The organism is Lysinibacillus sp. UGB7, assembly GCF_049058285.1.
Lineage (GTDB): Bacteria > Bacillota > Bacilli > Bacillales_A > Planococcaceae > Lysinibacillus > Lysinibacillus sphaericus_B.
In genome coordinates, this window is the sequence record NZ_JBMGUV010000013.1 from 87,402 (window position 1) to 109,079 (window position 21,678).

21 protein-coding genes are annotated in these 21,678 nt (G+C 41.1%); all 21 read right to left on the bottom strand.

Features of this window, described 5'->3' with window-relative positions:
* Window positions 1–35 precede the first annotated feature (35 nt).
* Window positions 36–1,532 carry a carboxypeptidase M32 gene (locus ACOMCU_RS13605; protein ID WP_010858956.1) on the bottom strand — a complete coding sequence of 499 codons (1,497 nt, stop codon included), beginning with the start codon at window positions 1,530–1,532 and terminating at the stop codon, window positions 36–38.
* A gap of 578 nt (window positions 1,533–2,110) precedes the next feature.
* Window positions 2,111–3,133 (bottom strand): serine hydrolase domain-containing protein, encoded by a 1,023-nt coding sequence (locus tag ACOMCU_RS13610; protein ID WP_421050495.1) that lies wholly within the window; start codon window positions 3,131–3,133, stop codon window positions 2,111–2,113.
* A gap of 33 nt (window positions 3,134–3,166) precedes the next feature.
* The gene (locus ACOMCU_RS13615; protein ID WP_421050519.1) at window positions 3,167–4,003 is read right to left on the bottom strand and encodes a MerR family transcriptional regulator; all 837 of its coding nucleotides are present in this window, start codon (window positions 4,001–4,003) and stop codon (window positions 3,167–3,169) included.
* 641 nt (window positions 4,004–4,644) lie between these two features.
* Complete coding sequence (mdh, locus tag ACOMCU_RS13620) at window positions 4,645–5,589, bottom strand: malate dehydrogenase (RefSeq protein ID WP_421050496.1); 945 nt, start codon at window positions 5,587–5,589, stop codon at window positions 4,645–4,647.
* A complete protein-coding gene (locus ACOMCU_RS13625) occupies window positions 5,589–5,942 on the bottom strand; it encodes a BMC domain-containing protein (RefSeq protein WP_010858951.1) in 354 nt (117 codons plus the stop codon). Before ACOMCU_RS13625 ends, mdh begins: the two co-directional genes overlap by 1 nt.
* The gene (locus ACOMCU_RS13630) at window positions 5,935–6,219 is read right to left on the bottom strand and encodes a EutN/CcmL family microcompartment protein (RefSeq protein WP_010858950.1); all 285 of its coding nucleotides are present in this window, start codon (window positions 6,217–6,219) and stop codon (window positions 5,935–5,937) included. Before ACOMCU_RS13630 ends, ACOMCU_RS13625 begins: the two co-directional genes overlap by 8 nt.
* Before the next feature lie 28 nt (window positions 6,220–6,247).
* The gene (locus ACOMCU_RS13635) at window positions 6,248–7,123 is read right to left on the bottom strand and encodes a phosphate propanoyltransferase (protein ID WP_421050497.1); all 876 of its coding nucleotides are present in this window, start codon (window positions 7,121–7,123) and stop codon (window positions 6,248–6,250) included.
* Between the two features lie 12 nt (window positions 7,124–7,135).
* Window positions 7,136–7,726: a phosphate propanoyltransferase gene (pduL, locus tag ACOMCU_RS13640; protein WP_010858948.1), complete on the bottom strand. Its 591-nt coding sequence runs from the start codon at window positions 7,724–7,726 to the stop codon at window positions 7,136–7,138.
* Window positions 7,727–7,765: 39 nt separating this feature from the next.
* Window positions 7,766–8,044 carry a BMC domain-containing protein gene (locus tag ACOMCU_RS13645; protein ID WP_010858947.1) on the bottom strand — a complete coding sequence of 93 codons (279 nt, stop codon included), beginning with the start codon at window positions 8,042–8,044 and terminating at the stop codon, window positions 7,766–7,768.
* 20 nt (window positions 8,045–8,064) lie between these two features.
* Window positions 8,065–9,555, bottom strand: coding sequence for an aldehyde dehydrogenase family protein (locus ACOMCU_RS13650; protein ID WP_421050498.1), 1,491 nt, complete (start codon window positions 9,553–9,555; stop codon window positions 8,065–8,067).
* A 15-nt stretch (window positions 9,556–9,570) separates the two neighbouring features.
* Complete coding sequence (gene eutL / locus ACOMCU_RS13655; protein WP_010858945.1) at window positions 9,571–10,221, bottom strand: ethanolamine utilization microcompartment protein EutL; 651 nt, start codon at window positions 10,219–10,221, stop codon at window positions 9,571–9,573.
* 12 nt (window positions 10,222–10,233) lie between these two features.
* The gene (gene eutC, locus ACOMCU_RS13660; RefSeq protein ID WP_421050499.1) at window positions 10,234–11,250 is read right to left on the bottom strand and encodes an ethanolamine ammonia-lyase subunit EutC; all 1,017 of its coding nucleotides are present in this window, start codon (window positions 11,248–11,250) and stop codon (window positions 10,234–10,236) included.
* A 9-nt stretch (window positions 11,251–11,259) separates the two neighbouring features.
* Entirely contained in the window at window positions 11,260–12,630 is a 1,371-nt protein-coding gene (locus ACOMCU_RS13665; RefSeq protein ID WP_051112144.1) for an ethanolamine ammonia-lyase subunit EutB, read from the bottom strand.
* 6 nt (window positions 12,631–12,636) lie between these two features.
* Window positions 12,637–14,061, bottom strand: a complete 1,425-nt coding sequence (locus ACOMCU_RS13670) for an ethanolamine ammonia-lyase reactivating factor EutA (protein WP_421050500.1) — start codon at window positions 14,059–14,061, stop codon at window positions 12,637–12,639.
* A 20-nt stretch (window positions 14,062–14,081) separates the two neighbouring features.
* Entirely contained in the window at window positions 14,082–14,579 is a 498-nt protein-coding gene (locus ACOMCU_RS13675) for a EutP/PduV family microcompartment system protein (protein ID WP_421050501.1), read from the bottom strand.
* A 10-nt stretch (window positions 14,580–14,589) separates the two neighbouring features.
* Entirely contained in the window at window positions 14,590–14,931 is a 342-nt protein-coding gene (eutS, locus tag ACOMCU_RS13680; protein ID WP_010858940.1) for an ethanolamine utilization microcompartment protein EutS, read from the bottom strand.
* A 30-nt stretch (window positions 14,932–14,961) separates the two neighbouring features.
* Window positions 14,962–16,209 (bottom strand): ethanolamine utilization protein EutH, encoded by a 1,248-nt coding sequence (eutH, locus tag ACOMCU_RS13685; protein ID WP_010858939.1) that lies wholly within the window; start codon window positions 16,207–16,209, stop codon window positions 14,962–14,964.
* Between the two features lie 78 nt (window positions 16,210–16,287).
* Window positions 16,288–16,866, bottom strand: a complete 579-nt coding sequence (locus ACOMCU_RS13690) for an ANTAR domain-containing response regulator (protein ID WP_010858938.1) — start codon at window positions 16,864–16,866, stop codon at window positions 16,288–16,290.
* The gene (locus tag ACOMCU_RS13695; protein WP_421050502.1) at window positions 16,859–18,265 is read right to left on the bottom strand and encodes a sensor histidine kinase; all 1,407 of its coding nucleotides are present in this window, start codon (window positions 18,263–18,265) and stop codon (window positions 16,859–16,861) included. The genes ACOMCU_RS13690 and ACOMCU_RS13695 overlap by 8 nt, the downstream gene beginning before the upstream one ends.
* 279 nt (window positions 18,266–18,544) lie before the next feature.
* Window positions 18,545–20,452, bottom strand: a complete 1,908-nt coding sequence (locus ACOMCU_RS13700) for an ATP-dependent DNA helicase (RefSeq protein ID WP_010858936.1) — start codon at window positions 20,450–20,452, stop codon at window positions 18,545–18,547.
* Between the two features lie 87 nt (window positions 20,453–20,539).
* Window positions 20,540–21,676 carry a THUMP domain-containing class I SAM-dependent RNA methyltransferase gene (locus ACOMCU_RS13705; RefSeq protein ID WP_421050503.1) on the bottom strand — a complete coding sequence of 379 codons (1,137 nt, stop codon included), beginning with the start codon at window positions 21,674–21,676 and terminating at the stop codon, window positions 20,540–20,542.
* Window positions 21,677–21,678: the final 2 nt, after the last annotated feature.

The window sequence follows — 21,678 nt, forward strand, 5'->3', positions numbered from 1 at the left end:
GCGATTTCTCTGTAATAGAGAAATCGCTTTTTCGTTTATAGCTGATACAGTTTCGTATACTTGTCTTGTAAATAGTTTGCTAGATAGTTGCCATTCAAGCCTTCCCCTGTCGCCGCTTGTAGTAGCTCGAAAGGCTTTTTCAGTGCGCCATATTGATGCACTTTAGCCGTTAGCCATTCACGAATTGGCAGGAGCTCGCCTCTTGCTAGCAGGTCATCAAAGTTTGGAATATCCTTGTCCATCGCATGCTTCCACTGTGCTGCATAAATCAGACCTAAGGCATAGGATGGGAAATAACCAAACATGCCACCTGACCAGTGCATATCTTGCAGTACCCCTTCAGCATCTGTCTGCGGTCGAATGCCTAAGTATTCCTCATACTTAGCATTCCAAACTTGTGGTAAATCTTTAGCTTGCAAGTCGCCATTGAACAAGTCACGCTCAATCTCATAACGGATCATAATATGCAGTGCATACGTTAACTCATCTGCTTCAATACGTATTAGTGACGGTTCCACCATATTAATAGCACGCAGGAAATCGTCTAATGCAACATGACCAAATTGTGCCGGTGAATACTTTTGCAGGCGCTCATAATTATGCTCCCAAAACTTTTCATTTCTACCGACAAAGTTTTCATAAAACAATGATTGGGATTCGTGTATGCCCATCGATGTGCCTTGCGCTAAAGGTAAACCATCAAGCTGCTCATCAATATTTTGTTCATACATGGCATGTCCACACTCATGAATTGTACCAAATATTGCCGAACGGAAATCAGCTTCATCATATTTCGTTGTAATACGGTTATCCCCATGATTTAAACCAATCATAAACGGATGGACACTTTCGTCTAAACGACCAGCATCAAAGTCATAGCCAAGTTGCGCTAAAATTTCTAGTGACAGTGCTCGTTGTTCCTCTTGAGGGAAATGCTTAAATAATACGCTGGTATCTGGTTTATTTGATGATGCAGTAATTTTTTGTACGAGCGATACAATCGTTGCGCGTAACTCCCCAAAAACACGGTCTAAAATTTCCGTTGTCATCTCTGGCTCATATTGGTCCAGTAATGTATTGTATGGAGAGCCATTTTTCATGCCCCAATAACCGATGAATTTCTTTTGCCAAGTAATGATTTCTTCTAGATATGGTAAAAATAGCGCAAAATTATTTTGTGCTTTCGCCTCTTCCCAAATCGCTTCCGCTTTCGATTGCAAAATCACGAATTCCTTGTACTCATGTGCAGGAATTTTTTTATTATTGTCGTAGTTTTTGCGCACTTCCTCGACTAAGCGCAGTGTGACATGATCGAGCTCTTCCTTTTGCGCTTCAAGATCCGTAAGCAGCTCCCCTAATTCTTCACTCGTTTGCATGTCAAATAGTGAGGCTGATAGCGTCCCAATCACTTCAGAGCGCTGGGTTAGTCCCTTCTTAGGTGCCCCCGTGCGCATATCCCAATAAATCACACCAAGCGCTTCTTCATAATGTTCCATTTTCTTCACATAGTCTATAAATCGTTGTACGGCCATGCCATCATCCTCCTTTTTCTCGCTACTATTTTATCATATTTTCGAAAATTTTGGATATTATGGACTTTTTAAGTATTTAGCCTCCGGTAAATATACTTGTTGTTGATTCCATGCCTGTATATATTCGCTTTTCCGGAATGTTTCCTCGGTTGATGGGGGGTTTTGCTTGAGGGGTGGGAGGCTCTTGATTGAGTGGGGCTTTCTGCTGATCCGGGCGATGGTGAAGCCTACCTGAGCGCTTCTTCACCTGACCCGGGCGTTTCTGAGGCCAACCTGAGCGCTTCTTCACCTGACCCGAGCGTTTCTGAGGCCAACCTGAGCGCTTCTTCACCTGACCCGAGCGTTTCTGAGACCTACCTGAGCGCTTCTTCACCTGACCCGAGCGTTTCTGAGACCAACCTGAGCGCTTCTTCACCTGACCCGAGCGTTTCTGAAGCCTACCTGAGCGCTTCTTCACCTGACCCGAGCGTTTCTGAGGCCAACCTGAGCGCTTCTTCCACACACCCAACTTCACCCCTACCAAGATGTTTCCCCCCACTCTAAACGTACTAAGACCTTGACCCATGGCGAATATATATTTACTCTAGTATTGCTGGCATAATCTGTTCCTTAATGAGCGTCCATCTATCAAGGGGATTCATGATGAATGTAGAGACAATGGCTATCACTAAGTCTTTTTCTGGAATGCAACAAATGACATTGCCGCCATCGCCTAGTGCTAAGTAAGCAGACACACCGTCCTCTTGTTTTAACCACCATAGGTAGCCGTAGTTATTGGGATTCATCGCAGTAGATTCGCTGATCCATGATGTCGGAATAATTTGCTGATTATCCCACTGACCGCCGTTCAAATAGAGCAATCCAAAACGGGCCATATCACGGGCCGTTAGTGTTAGTCCCCATCCACCAGTGGCATTGCCCTTTGGATCTTCCACCCAACCTTTCACATTTTGCCCAAATAAATCTTCAAAGCCAAATGATTTCATGTCATAATCAGGGATTGTTCTCATGCCAATAGGACTGTATAAATGCTCGTTGGCAAATGCTCTGGCATTTTTGCCTGTACTACGAGTAATGATGGTTGAAAGCAGATGCGCTCCTGAAGTGGAATATTTAAAAGTACCGATTTCACCCTGTTCACCCAACATGTCTAGGGTGTATTTTACCCAGTCTGCTTGTTGACACAATTTGTCTAATGGCTCATGCCAATCTGCAAATGGATAGGGAGCTGTCATCGTAAGAAGATGGCGTATGGTGATTTCTTGTTTCTGTTTGTCAGTAGCATCAGGAACATATTCGGGGAAAAAAGCTAGCACCTTCTGATTTACATCACTAATATAACCTGCATGGATGGCAATACCAATGAGCGCAGATAGGATACTTTTTGTTACAGAAGCCACATGATACGTGTCATCCGGACCATATCCATGAAAGTATCTTTCATAAGCAATACTGCCATTTCTCACCACAACAATCCCATTGATATTGCTGTACTCAGATTTTATCTTCGGTTCAAGCTCTGAAAGCTTGTTCGCGTCCATTTTCACATTTTCAGGATCTACGGCTTGCCAAGTTGCAGTTGGCCAGTAATTTTTTTGCATGAGACAGTCCTCCTAAAATTTTTGATAGATTCTTTATCTTGTTGCTTTTTTCTTTACAGGAAAGTACACTTCGGTAATCATATCCTCAGGAATAGCAGCGGCTTCACTAGGGTCGGTAATATATACTTCATATGGTGATTTCACCAACTCATAACCTTCATTTTCTATCCATGCCATTAGGTTTGCGTATACAGATGTCAATTCTGGATATCCCCCCTTTAAAACGGACTTCGCACAAAGGCATCCCGGCAAATCTCTCGTTGCTTTGACAGCCTCTTTTACTGGAATAGCAAACTCTGTATCATTGCCAGTAGGATTAAACTCCGTGCTGTGATAAAAAGTCATTGGCATACCTAACATAGTAAGGTTTTCGATTGCAATCTTTTCATATAGCGTGCTGAAATATTTTCCATAGCCCAAATCAAAGTCATCACTACTCAGGATTTGACGCATGTAAAGGATCGTCATTGGCTGCGTTTCAACTAGCTGTACGTCAAACTTGTCAAGGTAAGACATTATGGGTATGCCCTTCTCTATATGTTCAATATCCGTGCTCATTTGTTTGAGGGTATATGCTAACGTATTTAGTTCTCTCTCCATTTCTCTTTTTTTGCGATTAAAAGCACTACAAATTTTCTCTTCTGCTAGATCGGCTTCCAATTCCACCAGGACTTTAATTTCTTCCAGAGAAAAATGATAGGATTTCAAACGATTGATAAAGAGCATCTTTTTTAGTTGCTTGATAGAATAATACCGATAACCGTTTTCAGTATTTATGTCATCAGACGTAATCAAACCTATTTCGGCATAATATCGCAGCGTTTTAGTAGATACGCCGCATATCTTTGAAAATTCTCCAATTGATAGCAAAAAGCCACCTCCATTCCTTTTTTTATACACATCTTGTTCCATTCAGTTATACACCTTTCCCTAAGGGCAAAGTCAACTTCAAAATTTTGTTTAAAGTAGGACTGTATATAATTACCAAATATTGTATACACCATCATATTAAACGGCATTACATGGAGTGCAGTAGTCTTCACTTTCTATTAAAGGGTTTCAAGCATCATGAGACTCCCGTGGTTTTATGTAAAGTAGGCCTGTATATAATCCCCAAATACTGTGTCCTACATCCTAGTAAGCGGAATTACATGATGGATGTTTGCAGTAACGACAGGTGAAACCTTGAACGAAACGTAAGCAATATAGGCTAGTGTTCGACAGCGCACAACGATATATAGTTTTTACTGACCTCTACGGGGATTCGAAGTTTTTGCGTAAATGCAAAAAGCAGTTCCCTCTAACGTTTTCACGCTTGAAGAGAACTGCTGATTCTATATTAATTTTTTTGGGGTTTTCAAGCAAGATATTAAAATGGCTTTCAAGCGTAATTTCTATGGGTTTCGCAATTCAAAATTACAGCAAAGTCTTATATCAGGATATATATTTGGGGATAAATATATATCCAAGTGGCTGAGCAAGCGTGCTATTTATAGTGCTTTGCTCTGCGATTATATATTTTGGCAAATTTTCAATACTTGTTGGACCGCCTCTGCTGAATGATGCAGGGCTGCTTTTTCTTCATTTGTCAGCTGTAATTCGATGACCGATTCGATACCATTTCCGCCTAGAATTGTCGGTACACCTAAAAATAATTGGTGATAGCCGTACTCGCCTTCTAACAGGGCTATGGAAGGAATAATTTTTCGTTGGTCTTTCATGATGATTTCCACCATTTGGGCACAGGCCGCAGCTGGTGCATAGTAGGCACTTCCATTGCCTAACAAACCAACAATTTCGCCGCCACCTTTACGCGTGCGTTCCACTATTTGCTGTAATCTTTCTTGGGGAATCAGTTTTTCTAGTGGAATGCCACCTGCATAAGAATAGCGAATGAGCGGCACCATTTCATCTCCATGGCCGCCTAATACGAAACCTGAGACATCCTCTGGTGCAATGTGTAACTCTTGTGCTACGAATGTGTTAAATCGTGCTGTATCCAATACACCTGATTGTCCGATTACACGATTTTTCGCAAAACCAGTCTCCTTATAGCAAACATAAGTCATGGCGTCTACTGGGTTACTTAGTACGAGCACAATACTTTGTGGTGCATATCTTTTGATTTGAGCGGATACTTGTTTAATAATTTTCGCATTCGTTGTCACTAAATCATCTCGACTCATGCCAGGTTTACGTGGAATGCCTGCTGTAATAACGACGATTTTTGCATCCGCTATATCCTCATAATTACTTGTTCCTGCTATCGAGACATTGAACTTTTCAATCGGTCCTGTTTGTAGTAAATCAAGTGCCTTTCCCTTGGTAGGATTTTCTGCCTCCGGAATGTCTAACAGTACAACGTCACCTAACTCTTTTTGAGCTAAAAATAAGCTTAACGTTGCTCCTGTATGACCAGCACCAATCACTGCAATTTTACTTTTTTGAAAAGCCATTACGACTCACCTCGACCTTCACTAGCCGCTGTTTCTGTTGTTTTTTTGGCACGTGCAGGTAACGGCTTTTTCTTCGGGGTTTGTGGTCCATTAATCATGTGATAGACATCATCATCCGGTCTAGGAATCACATGTGCGCCTAGTAATTCACCGACACGCATCGCTGCCGCCTTACCAGCATCGACTGCAGCTTGTACTGAGCCAACATCTCCTTTGACAACGATTGTCACAATCCCACCATCGACAAATTCCTGTTTCACAATGGTCACATCGGAGGACTTAATCATTGCGTCGGCTGCTTCTAACGAGCCGATTAATCCCTTTGTTTCAATCATTCCAATTGCGCTACTCATTTCCCTCACCTCGCATAACTTCTGTAGAATCAATAATGCCGATAACGACTGCATCAATGGGCAACGGATTCTCTTTCATAATGTAACGTGATGACCCACCACTTGTTATGAGTACATCATCTCCAACACCAGCCCCTATTCGGTCTGCTGCCACAATTTCAGTGCGAATCGGCTGTTGATTTGAGTCGATAGGTTGAATGATTAATAATTTTAAACCATTTAACCCTTCTTCCTTCCTTGTCGCCCATACACTGCCAATGACTCTTCCCATTTGCATGCATTCACCCTCTTTACCCTAGGCTAGATTACTCGCTTTGCCCAGTGCTAATCGTTAATGTTTTGTTTAACTCGCGTATCTTGTCATAGGCTAATGCTGTGACGATTGTCTTCTTTGAGACAATAATTTCTTGCGCTTCTATTTCAAGTACTTCTCCTTGGGAAAGCAACTTCTTGTCAAAATGGTAGATGGATTTTTCCTCAGCTTGCTTCACCGCTGGCTGTACTTCCATAGGGATTATACGTGCTGTAGACGGTGCATTGACGATTTCAGCCTTGGCACCTTGTTGAATTAAACCCGCATTTGCTTCATCAGTATCAATATGCATTTCTAAGCGATAGCGCTCTGAAACACGAATGATAACATTCGATAAAATGATCGGTCTTATCCCCTCTACCTTGACCTGCACAGACTGCCCATCCACAACTTGAAGTCGACTACTATCCACTGGTGACATATGAATATGTGCTTGGGCAATAATCAGTCCCTCCGATAGCACCACGCTACCCTGTGGTCCAATCAGTGTAATCGGGCTTGAACCTTTAATATCTCCTGAGATTCGCAATGGTGGTTTAACGCCAATTTTCATGGCATCTGTCCAACTAATCTCCACTTGCGATAATGCACGAGCTGGGCCTAAAATGCGTACCCTTTCAAGAGAGCCTTTCGGACCTGCAATCACGACCGTTTCCTCTGCGGCAAACTGACCGGGTTGAGAAAGCTCAAATTTCGGCGTCAATTGATAGTTTTCACCAAATAACAGTTCCACTTCTGCTTGTGCTAGATGGACATGACGTGCTGACACACCAATAGGGATTTTTCCATCATATTGAAGGGAAGGTTGACTTTTTAACACTTGCTGTAATACTTCCTCAACAATTTTTTGCACTAAATTTTCTTGCATCCGACCTCCTCCTTACGTCCATGATTTAATAATTTTCCCTTGCGCCTGTTGCTCTATAAAACCGGCATTGGCTTCATCTGTATCAATATGCATCTCTAAACTAAAATCCTCTGACACACGGACAACGACGCCACGAAAAGTAACAGGTCGTTCACTAGCCACTTCAACAGCTACCAATTCATTGTTTTCTACTTGTAAAGCTAAAGCATCTGCTGGTGTCATATGAATATGAGCCTGTGCAATAATGGCACCTTGCTTTAACGTTACTTCCTTGTCTGCAAAAATGATGTTAATGCTAGCCGAGTTTTCAATGTCACCCGATTGTCGCAACGGGGCTGATAACCCTAATTTCACGGCATCTGTTCGACTTACTTCTACCTGTGTTGCTGCTCTGACTGGTCCTAATACACGTACGTTATGAATAACACCTTTTGGTCCCACAATGGACACGCGTTCTTTTGCCGCAAATTGGCCCGGCTGCGAAAGATCAAAATCCCATGTTAACGTGGCATCGGGACCAAAAAGTGCCTGTAAATCTTCTTCACTTACATGTATATGACGAGCTGAAACGGCCACAGGGAATGTCTTTACCTCTGTTATCAAGCTGGTCACCTCTATATCTAGTAAACTTTTACATTGTTGTTAAGCTTCTGATTTTGGCAAGATTAACTCTAATTCGTTGTGTGGACGTGGAATTACATGGACAGATAATAATTCTCCAACTCGTCCTGCTGCTGCAGCACCTGCATCAGTTGCTGCTTTCACTGCCCCAACATCACCGCGTACTAATACTGTGACAATACCGCCACCAACATGTACTTTTCCTACTAAGTTAACGCTTGCTGCCTTCACCATTGCATCTGCCGCTTCAATTGCCCCTACTAATCCTTTTGTTTCTACCATTCCTAATGCTGTACTCATTTGTCATTCCTCCAAGTAAATTATTTTTTTTGTAAGACAATTTGTTTTAATACTTCGTCCACGATTTGCTGAACCACTGTGGTATCCAAAGTTGGTTCTTGTGACTTGATTGTTTCTACTATTGGTGGTACTTCGAACTCTGGTTTTGGTACTTCTACATCCTTAATGCCGTATGCCATGCGCTTGATATTCATTAAATGTCTCGCTGTAATGTTATCGGACGTTATATTGCCTCCGAACGTCCCACATCCTAATGTGAAGGATGGTGCAAGTCCCGTAGTCCCTCCAACAGCACCGATGGACGATAGCGTATTGATGACAATTCGTGAAACAGGCAAATCAATGGCAAACTGCTCAGCTAAGGCTTCGTTTTCCGTATGGATTGCGCAAGAATGTCCACGTCCACCAATATTCAATAAATCAATCATGACCTGTTTCGCTTCTGTACTGCCCTCTACTGTGTACAAGGCAAATATCGGTGAGAGTTTTTCAAGTGAAAATGGAATATTCTTACCAATCATCGTTTCCAGACCGACAAGTACTTTTGTGTCATCTGGCACAGTAATGCCAACCGAATCTGCCAAGCATGCCGCAGATTTACCCACGATTTGTGGGTTCACTTTACCGGGAATCGGCGAAATCAATTTCTCCATTTTCAATTTTTCTGTATCACTCAAAATATAAGCATGGTTTTTCTTTAACTCCGCCAATACTTGCTGTGCAATCACTTTATCTACAATAATGGCCTGCTCTGTAGCACAAATCGTGCCATTATCAAATGACTTACTTTGAACAAGCTGACGTACGGCTTTTGCAATATTGGCAGATTTTTCGATATAGGCTGGCACATTACCTGGTCCTACCCCATAAGCTGGCTTGCCCGAGCTATAGGCTGCTTTCACCAATGCTCCGCCACCCGTCGCTAATATTAAATGAATATTAGGATGCTTTAACAATTGCTGTGTTGCTTCCATTGAAGACATCGTTAAGCATTGCAGTAATCCTTCTGGAGCACCTGCTTTTTCAGCAGCTACTCTACAAACATCCAAAGCTTCCTTCGTACAATTAACAGCATATGGGTGGGGACTTAACACAAGGCTATTTCTTGTTTTCAACGAAATAATCGTTTTAAAGATGGCTGTTGATGTCGGATTTGTTGTTGGAACAATGCCTGCAATGACGCCAAAAGGGCTAGCAATTTCCGTTACTTTTTTCAGGCGATCAACACCAATAACGCCTACCGTCTTTAAATCTTTAATATCTTCATAAACATCTCTTGAAGCAACTTCATTTTTCATTTTTTTATGATTGGGGATACCCATCCCGGTTTCTTGCACTGCCATTTTCGCCAATCGATCTGCCTCTTTAAAAGCTGCGTCCGCAACAGCCTTGACGATCGTATCTACTTGTTGCTGTGAAAATTGTAGATAAGCAGCCTGTGCACTATTGGCACGGGTCACGGCATCTCTCATTTCTTGAATTGCTAGTAAATCTTTATCTAATGTGGCCATTACGCCACCTCCTTTCTAAATCACCGGGTTTCTCGCCAAATTGTCAATTGCTTCCCTAAAAGCATCTGCTGCCGCTTGGCACGACGATTGACTACCACTTAATAAGCCGCCACCAAAATTAGTTTCAGAAGGGGGGCCAAAGAATACCTTGAGCTCCACATCTGCTGCCTTTAATGCTGCATCTAAACCAACAACAGCTTCCAGTGGTGGTGCGATTAAGTAAGCAATAGCTGTTCCTTCTTTTACATTGGCCTGTTCGGCAAGATACGTACCGCAGCTCGCTACAGTATGCGCAAAAAGTGCATGATTTTCATTGTGGAGAATCGCTTCAAAATACGTATCAAACTGTATTTTCTGCTGAATCGCTTCTAAACCACTACGTATTTCATCTGGTGAGCTTCCTGCGATGATGCCAATTACTTCGCCAGATAGCGGGCCCGATGCATGCGCGGCACCTGCATAAAAACTTTTTGCATAGACTACTTCGACATCTGCTTTTTTTGTTGCTTCGTCAAAGGCAACATAGCCAACATCATCAATTGTCAGTGTTACGATGCCAATGCTAGTGTGATTTGGTTTTAAGGCTAATTGCTGTGCTAACTCGTTATTCACTCTAGGAATAATTTGCATAGCTAATATTTCGGCCAATATTTTTTGAGGATTCATGTCGCTTTCCTCCTAACTTTCTTTTGCCACAAGGCCAACACCACTTGCCTTGTACTGCAATATTTTTTCAACAACCGTTCCTAAATAAGCACCTGCCTCTAATGGGGGAATACCACCTTTATGGATGTTCGAAATAACCATCCGATCAGCTTCTACTGTGCCAAATCTTGGTTTATAGCATAGATAGGCACTCATCGACTCAGCAGAGACAAGACCAGGACGCTCGCCAATTAAATAAACAACCACCTCTGCTTGTAAAAGCTCCCCAATTTCATCCATTAGTGCCACGCGCCCTTTATCGATATAAAAAGTAGTCCCTATGTCAATATTTAAATTGCTTAAGCTTTGCTGTAATGCTAAATAGACATCTTGAACATTTGCTTCAATTGCACTTGCACTTAATCCATTCGACATAATAATCTGGACTTGCGGGTTTTTTTGGCACTTACTTTGAATAAGGTCCTTTGATTCGTCCGATAAACGGCGACCTAAATCGGGTCTTGTAATGTATTCCTCTTTGTCAGTTACTCTTGTTGTCACTTGGAAGACATTTAACTGTTTCAATAAATCCTCTGTCACTTCTCCATAGACCGCATCCACAGCAGCTGCATGATCGAGTCGAAACTTAAGCCATGTTTTCGTTTTAGGTCTTGTCCCCGCTCGTCCGACACCTATCCTAGCTGGTGTATGTTTTCTTGCTGCCTGTACACTTTCTGAGACGTTCTCCTCTTCAAATTGAAAGGTTGTCAGAGGGTCCGTTGAGTAAGTCGGCTCATCAAAACTTGGCTCATACGACTGTTGTTGCTTATGTGATGCATTGTTATAAAGCTTAATCAATGTATCTTTAGGTGCTGCTGGTGCGATTGACGCTTCAGCAGGACGCGTGACAGCCGTCTCGTAAAATGGCATACCTGTTTCTTGTGCTTCTTCTATTGGAGTAGCGATGTCTTTAGGTGAATCAGCTGCCGTATTTTGTCCCATCTTTTCCATTACGAGTTGTGTAATCATTGATACTAACTGTTCATTCACATTAATCACCTACCTTTCAAACAAAGATAAATCGCCAGCCCTCGCTGAAAGACGGCCATTTTCATAGACCCCCATTTTTTCTAGCCATGCTAAATAGGCAGGGGTTGGCTTTTTGCCAAACGTTTGCAGCAATGTGGCTACATCGTGGAAGCTCATCGACTGGTAGTTCAGCATGACATCATCTCCCATTGCCGCGGCAATGATAAAGTTCACACCAGCCGCCGTTAGTAAAACGCTTAAATCCTCAATATCATTTTGGTCTGCTTTTATATGATTCGTATAACAAATATCGACACCCATAGGGATGCCATGCATTTTGCCCATGAAATGATCTTCCAGACCAGCACGGATGACTTGCTTATTATTGTATAAATATTCAGGGCCGATAAAGCCAACAACTGTGTTGACAATATACGGATTAAAATGACGGGCAAAGCCATAATTGCGGGATTCTAACGTGACTTGGTCAATGCCCATATGTGCTTCTGCTGAAAGTTCAGAACCCTGTCCCGTTTCAAAGTAAAATAAATTTGGCCCCGTTCCCGTTCCTTGCTTTTTCACAAGGTCCTCTGCTTCTCTTATCATGTCAGCAGAAATACCGAACGAGCGATTGGCTATTTCTGTCCCAGCAATACTTTGAAAAATCATATCTGCTGGTGCCCCCTGCTTAATGGCTTTCATCTGTGTTGTAATATGTGCCAATACACAGTTTTGGGTAGGAATCGACCAGTCTTCGATAAACTCTTTTGTCGCGTGCAATACTTTTTTCACACTTTCTACTGAATCATCTACGGGGTTAATACCGATGACAGCATCGCCAATACCATAGGACAAGCCTTCTTTTAATGAGGCAATGATGCCGTCGATATTATCTGTCGGATGGTTTGGCTGTAATCTGGAGGCCAGTGTTCCCTTTTGCCCGATGGTAGTATTACAGGTCGATAAAATCTCTACTTTATTAGCGGCATGCACAAGGTCTAAGTTAGACATGAGCTTCGTAACAGCTGCAATAATTTCCGAATTCATGCCCTTACTTAAACGCTTTAACTCCCGATCCCCTGTCTCATTTGACAAGATGTATTCTCGAAGTTGCTCAATGCTCCAGTTTTTAATTTCTCCATAGATTTGCTCATTGACGTCTTGTTCGATGATGCGCGTTACCTCATCATTTTCTGGAGGAATTAATGGATTTTCTCTTATGTCTTTTACTAATAGTTCACTTATTACGGCTTTCGCTGCAATTCGTTGTTGTACAGATTCGGCAGCTATTCCAGCTAAGCGGTCACCCGATTTTTCTTCATTGGCCTTGGCCATGACATCTTTTAATGAATCAAAATTATATTTTTCTCCACCAAACATCATCGATAGTTTCACATTCATCCTCCTTTACTTTGAGTGGAATGCAAGTGTTTTGACAACAACAGGGACAACACCAGATGGTAGTACCTCCCCTATGTCGATATAATCACCTGTTTCTACTTTGATTTGATCGATGCAAATAATTGGTACAGTTCGATGAAGAGCTTGTATTGTTTGCCCTATGACCTTTGCATAATCTGATTGCATAACGATAATAATTGGTATTTCTTTGGAACTTCTTGTTGCTAATTGCTGCAAGATGGCCTCGCATAATTGATGGACATCTTGAAAACTTAAATAAGGTAACTGACTAAAATATAAGGCAAAGGGTGCACGGTTCTCTTGAATTGAAAACAGTGTGTCTGCTCTTGCTACGGCTGCTTCTACCACTTGGTCAAACTTTTTCAACGGGGTATCCATATGGCAAGTAATAACAGGCACGTTTTTTAATGGCAAAATATCAGCATTCACTTGTATTGTTGCACCACTAATTTCAGTTGTTTGTGTCCCTGCTCCGGTCACCGTTGCCCGTGATGTTTCTTCTGGTTTTAGCCATAAAAATGATTGCAGCTGCTCATGTTGTAACAGCATTTTCGCTAGTTTTTCACCAATATCATCATACTGGCGTTCTGAACAATCATTTTCGTAGATACAAGCGGCGACCCCACCGGAAAACATAATGGCATCTATCGGTTTATCCCAGCTTGGCAAATGCCCTAACAGTAATGGATGCCGTTCATCTTGTAATTGCCCACGTAACGTCATTGCTAAAGTTTCCACCATCTCTTCAATACACTGTGTAACACGAACATCCCCTGCAACATCCCCAACGCTTAACGGATTTGCCCATTTTTCCATCAGTCTGTTAATCGGTGATGAAATCGACTGAACAACGCCGTGATGAAATTCAATTAGTCGTCCACCGATATGTAGCGTACATGTGCCAATCACTTCTCCAAATTGCATAACAGCTATATTTGCCGTACCTCCACCGATATCAATGTTGGCAATGACTTTGGCAGAATTCTTTGATTGCTGTACAGTACCCGCACCTTTTGCGGCAATTATCCCTTCTAAATCAGGACCAGCTGTAGCGACCAAAAAATTCCCTGCAGTATCTGCTATGGCATGTACAACCTCGCTGGCATTTTGCTTTGTTGCTGATTCACCAGTGATGATAATAGCTCCGGTTGCAATATCGGCTGGTGCAATATTTGCTTGTTTATATTGCTGAAAAATAAACTGCTCAATCTTTGCCATATCAATTACTTCTTTGTTGATAAAGGGTGTTTTAATAATGGGACTTTGATGTAAGATTGTTTTTTCAATAATTTCTATCCGTGGCACTTGCGTCAGCCCAGCAACATTTTTTAACAAAAAACTGCTAACAACCATCTTGGTTGTACTTGTTCCAATGTCAATGCCTGCACTATAAATTTTCTCTGTCTTCAACTCACTCCACCTTCCATCTACTACTGGCTATATATGAGATAAGGACTTTCACTATTGTTCACAAATTGGCGAATTTCTTCGTCGCAATTGAGCTGAATCAGCGGTGCAATATACTCAATACCTTGCTTTTGCCATGCGGAAGTTTTTACGATAGGTCCATGTGTCATGACTTTTTTTAATAATGCGGTGGCGCGTTCTACATCTGCAAGGGGGTCGTCAATTTTCGTAATCACGCCGATTTGTATTTTCGGAATGCCTAAGCTAAATTGCGGTGGGAAAACACTCCTTGATGATGTGGCATCTTGTAAATAGATGACATGTGTCACTTCAAGTGATGTCGCCATTATATTTCTGTAATACATTGGATTTTCAATATATTCTCCTGGTGTATCGACAATCCAATCATCATACACAAGTGCCTGTGTTTTATGGGCCAGTCGATCTTTCCCTAATAATGCATTCATGAGCGTGGATTTCCCTGCCTGAACGCCGCCTATGATCATTACTCGATTTTTCATATGGCACATCCTATGACTTTGTTATTTTTGCTGGCGTATACCCTAAGCTTTCCGATAAAAATCTGTTAATCTCTAGCATCGCCATCTCAACCTCGGACACGCTGCCCACAATAACCAGACTGCCAGTAAAACGATCTAAAAATCCGAGTCGTACATTTGCCGCCTTTGTCGCTAAATCACCAGCAATAATCACCGTTTCACTCGGTGTACAAGTCATAATGCCCAGCGCTCCCGCTTCTTGAATGCCCAACTTTTGAAACATATCGGGATCAGGATTGGCAATGAGATGACTCAAAGTTAGCTGTTTACCTGGCACGAACTCTTGAATAAAACGTTTCTTTTCCTCACTCATACATCATCACCTCTTCATCATTTCTTCTTCCTATTCGGACTTTCGATCTGTTAAGTATTCATCTTCTTTAATAATGCCCGCTTGTCGATCCTCTTGTTCTAGCCTTAGGGCTGTTGGAACCGATAGTTTATAAGCTAGATAAATGGCAATGATACCCGCTAATAGTTTCCCAGTAATGACGGGCAAAATAATCGTTGGCTGGAAATTCGCCGTAAACGATAAATGATCCCCTAGCAGGAAAGCCGCACAGACACCAAATGCAATATTAATCACCTTATCTTTCGGTGGCATATGTCGGATGAGTGTGAACATCGCCAAAATATTGGCAATGGTCGCTAAAATACCAGCACTTCCTACTGAAGATAAACCTAATTTTTTACCTGCAGCCTCTAGCGGAACAGAAGCATATTTTCGAATTAAGTACACCATCGGGAAGGCACCAGCTAACATAATGCCGATATACCCCGCTGTTTCTAATGCACGGAATTGATCGATTTCATCTGCCATGATTGGATCAAAGCCCCACGCCCCGAAAACCTTGGTAAAAATACCTGTAAAAATTTCTACAATGGAGAACACTAACACTAATTTAATGGCCGCATCCATCACACGTCCAAATACCATGAAACCAGTAATCATGCCATTTGGAATAAGCTTTAGACCAAGCGCAATTAACACAACAAAAATAAACAATGGCAATAAATTAATTAATATTTGTAAAACAGAAATGGCAAAAACATAGGTTGGCGCCTCTGTTGTACTAATCACTTCACGGACTTCTGTATTAAAGAGCACAATCATAATCGAAGAAATAAATGCACCTATCGGAATCGTTAAAACACCAGCCATAATGCCTAGAGCCATATATTTATGATCACGCTTGTCCAACATGGCAAGCCCCATTGGAATAGAGAACACAATGGTTGCACCTGACATAAATCCAACAACTAAGGCCATAACCCAACCTTCATAGGACTCTTTCAAGGCACTGGCTAACTGATACCCCCCCATATCGGAAGCTAAAATAGTTGTTGCCGCAATGGCAGGATCTGCCCCAATCAATTCAAAAATTGGGCTTATAAAATGACTAATAAACCAAGTTAAATAAGGAATTGCAGCCATGATTCCTGCAGCTGGCACGAAAATGTGACCAACCGTATGGATGCCATTCATAAACTCTTTACCGATTCCATACTCCGCATCCCGAATTGCGCCAATTGCACCTAAAACCGCACAAATCATGATAATATATACAATTACCGTTCCTATCATCGCCATCCAACTAACCACCCCTTTTGTTTTTTATCTATATAAAAAAGACGCATTAAAGAAGAAATCTCTTTAAGCGTCTTTGCTTTAACTATTTACTTGTAGGGTATTTATAATTCTCTCGGCAATGCGTACCATTTCCTGTTGCGTTTGCATACTCTCATTACGAATTTTCTTATAGGCCTCGTCCTCACTGATATTTTCTGCCTCCATCAGCAAGCCCTTTGCCCGTTCGATAATTTTTCGTTTTTCAATTTCGGTTTGAATATGCAGCAATTCGCCGTTTAAACGGTTGAATTTCTCAATTTGGTGAAAAGCAACCTCCAGCGCCGGAAGTACATTCTTCTCAGAAAATGGTTTCATGACATAGCCAAGGATATTGTCTTGTTTCATGTAGAGTAATAATTCTTTTTCACTGTAGGCTGATATAAAAAGTACCGGTATACCAAGTTGCTGTTCAATGATTTTACTGGCCTTTAATCCATCCAGCTTCGGCATTTTAATATCCATTAAGATTAGATGAGGCTTGTAGGTAAAGGCCAACTCTATCGCAGACTCGCCATTATTTGCCTGAGCCACCACCTCATAGCCATTATCTTCTAGCATAAATTTCAAGTCAATCGCAATAAGTGATTCATCTTCGACAATCATAACTTTCCTAGTCATTTAGGATAAATACCTCCTCACTTACAGGAAACTGAATTTGAGTATGTGTACCTCTTTCACTAGGGATAATTGAAAATGAGCCTGCTAAATCATATTCAACGAGCCTTGTGATAATCTCCATTCCAAACGATGCTTTCACTTCATGCATTCCAACGCCGTTGTCAGAAATATGAAGCGATATAGTGGATTCGTTGTGTGAAAATTGAATGTCGATCATCCCTTCTTCACGACCAATAAACGCATATTTTAGTGCATTCTGTAGTAACTCACAAATAATGAGCGCAAGCGATACTGCTTTTTTGGAATGGCAAAATAATGGAATATTTTCGTGATGAAAAGCTAATTGAATGGATGGTGTACTCGATGTGCCAACCATTTTATACCCAATCTTTTTAGACAATGCAATAACGTCAACTTTTTCTTCGGCATTATCTTCGTTCTCTAAAATTAGTTCATAGACAGATGAAATGCTATAGATTCGATTTAATGCCTCTTGAAAAGCTGTAACATTTGAAGCTGACAGTTCATTGCGCATTTGCAAACGCAATAAGCTCGTCACTGTTTGCAAATTATTTTTCACACGGTGGTGAATTTCTCGAATCGCAAATGTTTTCATCATCAATTCATTTTCTTTCAGTTTAAGCTCAGTAAGGTCTTGAATGATGAGTAGTGTGACTTTGTCGTTTTGATTGCGGATTGGAATTTTTTTGACGATAAAAGATTTACGATCAAAGGTAATTTCTAAAAAGAATACATCATCACCTTCAGCATAGACCTCTTGTAAAAAAGGTAAGATCTTATCTAACGCAATATGTTCAAAGGATTCTAATCCTGAAAGCTCGGATATAAATCGATAGCCTGCAGGATTTGTATAGATCACTTTGTTGTCATGATTTGTTAAAATAATCGATTCCACTAACAAATCGGAAACAACAGGAATAGGCTGCAAATTTGGTGCTACGATATGCTCTATTAATGCAAATGGCATATTTTGAAAATCGTCTGTTGGTTTTGTTAGCGTTTCCACCTGTTTTTCTTGAATCAACACGGCAATCACTTGCTGTTGCTCATTGAAGATGGGGACCACGTTTTGCTCAACTGTTAAACCTTCCTGCGTAATAGCGCGAGGAATAGATGACTTTTCTCTACTTTTAAAAGCAGAAAATACAGCAGGTTCAAAGCTTTCAAAAACAAACTTACCAATAACCGTTTTTTCATATAAACCATGTTGTTTCTTGGGGTAGGCCTCTGCCACGACAATTGCACTTGGTAAATTTTCCATCATGCAATCTATGAACATATAACAATCTGTCAATTCAGCATAATACGTTAGCGTAGCTTCAATCTCTATTAACTTCTCTATATCTGTTGCCGATAAGTTTGTATATTTTCTACACAATGATTGAATGTTCGACAGGTTTAGAACCCCCTATCACCAAAATAACCAACATTTAATTTGATTATTGTAAATTTTCTTGTCATTATTATAAACCTTTTGCAAAAATATTTTCAATAGAAAAATAATTTCTTTTACTAAAATAGATGCATTACTAAGGACTATATAGCTTAAAAGAGAAATATTCAACACTTTTTTAAATTTATCATATATTTTCGATACATTTTATTATTCTAATATAAAAAAAGTGATTCTGTGAACTTCACAAAATCACTTTTTTCGTTATTTTATTTCTGGCACTACAGCTAAAATATTTTCAAATGTTTCACGTTGTTTTGCTTCTTCTTCATTCAGCAAAATATGAATATCTCCATGGTCATTGGACGTACGAATTAAACGCCCCATTCCCTGCTGTAGTCGTAGTTGCATAAATGGTAATTCGACCTCTTCAAAGGCATTTTCTGCAAAGGTACGCTTGGCATCAAATAATGGGTCGTGTGGCGGGAATGGCAAGTCATAAATAATGACGCGTGTTAGTGCTTCCTCAGGTAGATCTAACCCTTCCCATAAATGATATGAGCATAATATTCTGACCGCACCTTCTTGGAAATCGCGGACAATCGCAGACAACTCACGATCCCCTTCAAAAGCTACATACATACGCTCCATAATCGGTAATTGCGCTTTAAAATCTAACATTGCTTGCTTAGACTTAAAGAGAATCAACGTTTTTTCGCCATCTTTTAAGAGCTTTTGCACGCGTGCTGTTTTCTCCTTTTGGGATAACTCATGCAGGTAAATTTTCATCACTTCTTCATAGTCAAAAGGTGAAGGAACTGAGAATGATTGGTAATTACGAATACCTAAACTATAGGCAATATATGAAAAATCTTTATTCACCGATAATGTTGCAGATGAAAATACGATTGGTAACTTCTTCGAGAATAGCTTTTCTTCTAAAACTTCAGTAATAAGACGTGGCATAATAACAAGTGTTTCTTCCCCGTCTGTTTCCTCAAGCCAGTCAACTGCATCCCCCTGCGCAGTAAAAATGCGTAGTGACGCTTCGTATTGCTCTAGATATTCTTCCGCCATATTTAGCTCATACTCTGGAATCATATACATTTCTGATTCAAAGACTAATTCCTCGAGTAAGACTTCTACATCGGCAATAAGCTGCTTGCCGTATGTTAACAGTGTCGCAGATTTATTGATACGTTTACGCTCTTCTTCAGATGCCACGATATCGTCACGAAGCTGGTCGAAAAATAGTTCGTGATCGTCTTGTAATTTCTCCATAGCATACAATGTACGCTCACGCACACCATCAACCATTAAACGTTCCAATAGCTGAACAATTGTCGTCGCCTGCACTTTGTATGTCATTGCTTTTTGGGCAGCATACTCCAATAAATGGCCTTCATCCAGCACCATCATGGAGACTTCAGGCAGTAATGCTAGCTGTCCTTCACGTTCACGCGATTCCTTTGTTGCCAAGTGCTCCATTAGGAAATCCTGTGAGCAAATGATGAGATCCGTTGATTTACGATAGTGCGCACGGTGAAGCGTTTGACCGCAACGATTTCGTTGGTCACAAACCGAGCATTGCATAATGGAATTATAATTTACCTTTTGCCAATCCTCGTCACTGACCGTTGAATAATTACTGCGATCCCCATATGGCTGTATAGCGATCATGGAGCCTTGCGCGTACACACCATCTGGAATAGAAAACGCAATATCGTCAATCCACTCGTCCGTTTCCACTTTTTCTGCTTCTTCAAAACGTTTTAAGCACAAATATTGGTCACGGGATTTTGCTAAGCGTACATCGATTTCTAATCCGAGTGTTTTTTGTAATTTATAAATATCGCCGCCCTCTTTAACAAGCTGGTCGATTAATGTTTCATCTGCACAGGCAATTAGTGCGGGTTTTCCTGTATAGCGTGCATAGGATACGGCTGGCAGTAAATAAGCAATTGTTTTTCCTGTCCCTACTCCTGCTTCTGCAAACAGCACGTTTTTCTCTTTTAGGGCCTGCTCAATTTGATAGGCCATGAAAATTTGCTCATCACGGCATTCAAAGCCCTTTTCTGGTAGTTCATCGTAAAGGACGTCTCCCATCCAGTCACCTAATGACTCGAAAAATGAGCGATCCTTCGTTAATACAAATGGTAAAGATTTACGCAATTGACGTTCCCCCTCTTACAATCTGCTCCTATTATACGCGACGAAACGGAAGATAAGAAAAAATCTCACCTTCCGTTACCTACATAGTCACTCTTTTTTTGACTTTTGTCCCCAGAATTGATATAAATTCGTTTCGATAAAGCCATTGAATAATTTACGTTTCTTCGTCGTTTGGCGACCATATAATTCTTCAAAGTTTTTCATTGAGGACAACATGTACACAGACCAAGTTGGGTAATTTTTCATGACCTGACCTAAATCGCGAATCACCTGTTCCACAACTTCAACATCACCAATACGCTCTCCATATGGTGGATTACCAATCATAACACCGTCTGTTAGCTGTGTCGTAAAATCACGTGCTTGCATTTGCTTGAACGTAATAATGTCGCCAAAGCCTGCTTCTAGTGCATTTTCTTGGGCAATGCTCACCATGCGATGGTCAATGTCCGAACCGATAATTTCAAGTGGTTGGTCATAATTCGCTAAGCTATCCGCCTCATCACGTGCCACATCCCAAATTTTTGCCTTCATCCATGACCACTCTTCTGAAATGAATTCACGGTTATAGCCTGGTGCAATATTTTGTCCAAACATTGCAGCTTCTAAAGTAATTGTCCCAGAGCCGCAGAATGGATCGACAAATGGACGATTTGGGTTCCATTTCGAAATTTGTACGAGAGCAGCTGCTAATGTTTCTTTCAGCGGTGCTTCCCCTTGTACTTGACGGTAGCCACGTTTATGTAAGCCAGCGCCAGATGTATCAAGTGTCAGTGTAGCCACATCTTTCAAAATTGAAACTTCAATTTTATAAGTCGCACCGGATTCATCTAAAAATCCAAGACGTTTATAGTGCTGTTTCATGCGTTCAACAATTGCTTTTTTTGTAATGGCTTGACAATCTGGCACACTAAATAATTTTGATTTTACAGATTTCCCTGAAACCGGAAAAGCCGCATCCACTGGTAAATATTTTTCCCAAGGTAAAGCCTTAACACTTTCAAACAATTGCTCAAAAGAGGTTGCGGGAAACTGACCGACAACGATTTTCACACGATCTGCTACGCGCAACCATAAGTTTGTTCGTGCAATGGCCGTTTCGTCGCCTTCGAAATAAACTTTGCCATTTTCTACTGTCGTTTCATATCCTAATGCCTGTACCTCTTGGGCAACAATGGCCTCTAAGCCCATTGCTGAAGTTGCTACTAATTTATAATTTGCCATAC